The 3,711-nt window shown below is 33.4% G+C and carries 4 protein-coding genes; 3 read left to right on the top strand and 1 reads right to left on the bottom strand.

The annotated features are described in order from the left end of the window. Positions 1 to 183: 183 nt before the first annotated feature. Positions 184 to 867 (bottom strand): GGDEF domain-containing protein, encoded by a 684-nt coding sequence (locus tag LJE08_RS13015; RefSeq protein WP_227403443.1) that lies wholly within the window; start codon positions 865 to 867, stop codon positions 184 to 186. Between the two features lie 864 nt (positions 868 to 1,731). On the opposite strand from LJE08_RS13015, the gene LJE08_RS13020 reads away from it, so the two are divergent. The 3 genes from LJE08_RS13020 to LJE08_RS13030 are packed head-to-tail and all read left to right on the top strand — an operon-like array spanning position 1,732 to position 3,570. Then, the gene (locus LJE08_RS13020; RefSeq protein ID WP_186999786.1) at positions 1,732 to 2,010 is read left to right on the top strand and encodes a hypothetical protein; all 279 of its coding nucleotides are present in this window, start codon (positions 1,732 to 1,734) and stop codon (positions 2,008 to 2,010) included. A gap of 9 nt (positions 2,011 to 2,019) precedes the next feature. Beyond that, positions 2,020 to 2,796 (top strand): PTS sugar transporter subunit IIC, encoded by a 777-nt coding sequence (locus LJE08_RS13025; protein ID WP_217256871.1) that lies wholly within the window; start codon positions 2,020 to 2,022, stop codon positions 2,794 to 2,796. A 9-nt stretch (positions 2,797 to 2,805) separates the two neighbouring features. Further along, on the top strand, positions 2,806 to 3,570 hold the full coding sequence (locus tag LJE08_RS13030) for a PTS system mannose/fructose/sorbose family transporter subunit IID (protein WP_227403444.1): 765 nt from the start codon (positions 2,806 to 2,808) through the stop codon (positions 3,568 to 3,570). Positions 3,571 to 3,711 lie beyond the last annotated feature (141 nt).

Raw genomic sequence — 3,711 nt, forward strand, 5'->3', positions numbered from 1 at the left:
TCCATCGATAAAGACTGAATGGATCGGGATACCGAATGATTCAGAAAGATGGAGTAGATATTGAAATGTTACCGGACGACTGGAAACGAACCGGGCACGTCATTTAGGCGTGTGACTTTTTCGTAGGAAAAGTCTTTCTTGTGCAAAATAAAAACAGGCGATGAACTCGCCTTGATTACTGCATTAAACGATGCATATTTTTAGTTTCATACATAGAATCGTCCATGGCTGATAAGAATGCATCGGTATTTTACCGTTAAATTTAGCTATTCCAAGCGAGAAAGAGAAATGGAATGGTTCTTTTGATTTTATATTAAATTGTCGAACATTGTATTCGATTTGTTTCTTTAAAGCCAAGGCTTCTTCATCCGATTTGAGTTTCGCAAAGATCACGAATTCATCTCCACCCATACGAATGGCAACTGAATCTTTATCAATCGAATGTTGTAGAATTTTACCAAAATGTATGAGGGCATAATCACCTTTTAAATATCCATATGTATCATTGATGGCTTTAAAGTCATTGATATCCATCATGAATCCATATACATGTTTCGTTTTATTGTTTTGAAGTTTGTTTAAATAATGATTCATGTATTTTCGATTGTAAAGTCCGGATAAATCATCAATAAAGGATATAGATATTTGGATTTCAATATAAACTAAGATAAATGCGATTGCGACACATAGCCAGACCATAGAAATTCCGAAAAAGAAACCTTGAATCATGGTACCAATCATACAAGGAATGATAAAGTAATAAATGGGAAAGAATTCTACTAAAATGGAATCTGCTTTAGCTTTTTGAACAGTATATACACTTTCAATATAATAAACGAAGACGAAAATATATAAAATAAAATTCATGGGACCACGAGTATATACATTTTCCTTTGAAATATCAAAGATGATACCCGTTCCCAATAAATTGATAAAGATCAAGATTGTGGCAATGATCAATGGAATGGCTAAGATTCTTGATTTCTTCTTGATGCGCGCAAAATTTCTATGAATATGATATTCTACGAATAAACACCAATAATATCCGATGATGTCTGAGCTAGCTGAAGCAATTGTATTTGAGATATATTGTAAAATATGAAAGATAAAACCTGGGCATCAATGATAAAACTAAGCGTTTCATTGACCGTGGCAATGAAGGTAACTATAAGCATAAAGTTATATATTTTTTCATCAAACTGATTTGTTTGTACAATACGAATTCGATATAACAATGAGAAGAGTACTAAAAATGCCCCAGACCCGGTTGCCACCAGTATCTTGGGTATGTTGATCATAATCAACTCCGTTTATTTATGGTTAGATACTTTTACAATAATCCTCTTTATAAGAACCTGCAAACGAGAAATTGGTTCATATGTAAATTAAAATTAACATAGATTAAGGATGAATTAAGTGTTGGATAAATGTCTGTTCAATCGTATGTAGTCATATTGTACTTTATTTAAGGCGTTTTATACTAAAAATGTAAGGGAGGTACAGATATGACTATGATTAAAAATTCTGTTATAGAATGCTTTATTTTACTACTTTGCGCATGTACCGTTTTTATTTATAAACTACCGAATACAATCAACACTTGGTTATTGAATTCAATTGTGATTGTGGTAATGGGCATTTGTATTCTTAGAATTGCACTTAAAATGATGAATAATAAATAATCTTGGCTTTTCCTGATGGGAAAGCCTTTTCTTGTGGTATATTATACATATGAAAAGATTTTTAAAAGATATTGCACATGGTATATATGATGGACTACAGGAAAACGAAGTTACACATAATCAATACAGTTTTCAAGAAATCTATGATGTAATCCAGGAATTTGTATCCTATGTTTTTGTTGGCTTGATTTTAAGCGTAGGAGCTGTTTTTGGGTATCCCTATTATAAGACGTTTATATCATTAGGCGCGGTACTCCTTCTTGTATGGGCATTTATCTTGTATTATTTTTTAAATTCAAAGGATTTTAAGAAAATCAAAAAGAAATGAGGAAGAGGTATGCAGACTATTTTAGTTTTACTTGTGGCATTTGTCGCAGGCATTGAAGGCATCTTGGATGAGTTTGAATTTCATCAACCCATTGTTGCCTGTACTTTAATTGGTTTAGTGACAAACCATTTAGCAGAAGGATTATTATTAGGTGGATCTTTACAATTGATTGCCTTAGGGTGGGCCAATATTGGTGCGGCAGTTGCACCCGATGTATGTTTAGCGAGTGTGATTTCATCTATATTGATGATTCATGGCCTTGAAAGTGCAATTGAAGCTAGATATGTGATTGCGTTTAGTATTGCCCTAGCGATTCCATTATCTTTAGTGGGGTTATCTTTGACAAAGGTATGTCGTAATTTAGCAATCCAACTTGTACATAAAATGGATGAAACAAAGAAAGTTTCTTATTATCAATGGATTGGCATTTGTGTGCAAGGAATTCGTGTTTTGATTCCGACGGTTGTATTATTATTGATCCCTTCATCTGTGATTTGTTCAATCTTGGAAATGATTCCTGTTTCAATTTATAAAGGATTATTGATTGGTTCTGGTGTCGTTTGTGTGGTTGGCTTTGCGATTGTAGCGAATGTATTAGGCTCTAAATTTACATATCCATTCTTTATGATTGGATTTGGTTTGGCATGCATGACAAGCTTGTCTTTACTATCGTTATGCTTTATTGGTGGTGGTTTAGTTTGGCTATATATGTTGTTGAATGCCAAGGAACAATCAAGTAAAACAAGTGATGATCCATTAGGGGACATCTTAAATGATTATGAGTAGGTGGTTTATATGAAGAAGAGTACAAGATTAAAGGTTTGTTTAAACCATCAATATTTACAAGGTTCATGGAACTTTGAGTGTATGCAAAATGGTGGCTGGTGCTATGGCTTGCTTCCGGCGTTAAAAGAATTATATCCCAATAAAGAAGATTATGATTTGGCTGTAGATCGTCATTTAAAATTCTATAATACACATCCATATGTTTCTGCACCAATTGTTGGTATTGTCTTGGCTATGGAAGAAGAAAAGGCAAAAGGTGCTGATATTTCAGATACTTCCATTCAAGATGTAAAGATTGGCTTAATGGGTCCTTTGGCAGGTGTAGGAGATCCAGTATTCTGGTTTACAATGCGTCCAATTCTTGCGGCTGTTGGCGCATCATTAGCTTTATCACAAAATATTCTAGGACCTATTTTCTTCTTTGTGACATGGAACGTACTTCGCTTTGGCTTTCTTTGGATCACACAAGAGCTTGGTTATAAGAAAGGTACTAAGTTGATTACGGACTTATCGGATACATTCTTAAAGAATGTAACACTCGCTGCAAGTATGCTTGGAATGTTTGTGATTGGTATACTAGTTCAGAGGTTTGTGCAAATTCATGTAGTAAACATTCAATCCGATTTAGATATGGTATTGCCTGGAGTTCTTTCTTTATGTGTATTCTTTGGTTGTACAAAGATACTAAAAAAAGGCTTTTCACCTGTATTATTGATTGTCATTTTGTTTGTTCTTTGTGTGATTTTAGAGTGGGCGGGTATCTTAGTCATTTAAGTCTAAAAATATGATTTGTTTACTTCGTACAATAGTATTATTTAAGAAGAAAAATATAAATCGCAATTTGTAAAAGGGTCATTTAAATGATTAGAGAATTACAAAAAGCAGATATAAATAAAGTTGCAGATATATGGTTGG

The sequence above is a fragment of the Holdemanella sp. DFI.5.55 genome, from assembly GCF_020593575.1.
GTDB classification, from domain to species: Bacteria; Bacillota_I; Bacilli_A; order Erysipelotrichales; family Erysipelotrichaceae; genus Holdemanella; species Holdemanella hominis.

What these genes read in the sequence shown, in the direction of transcription:
- LJE08_RS13025 (WP_217256871.1), top strand. Translation starts at nt 2,020, where the DNA reads ATGCAGACTATTTTAGTTTTACTTGTGGCATTTGTCGCAGGCATTGAA.
- LJE08_RS13030 (WP_227403444.1), top strand. Translation starts at nt 2,806, where the DNA reads ATGAAGAAGAGTACAAGATTAAAGGTTTGTTTAAACCATCAATATTTA.
- LJE08_RS13015 (WP_227403443.1), bottom strand. Translation starts at nt 867, where the DNA reads ATGAATTTTATTTTATATATTTTCGTCTTCGTTTATTATATTGAAAGT.
- LJE08_RS13020 (WP_186999786.1), top strand. Translation starts at nt 1,732, where the DNA reads ATGAAAAGATTTTTAAAAGATATTGCACATGGTATATATGATGGACTA.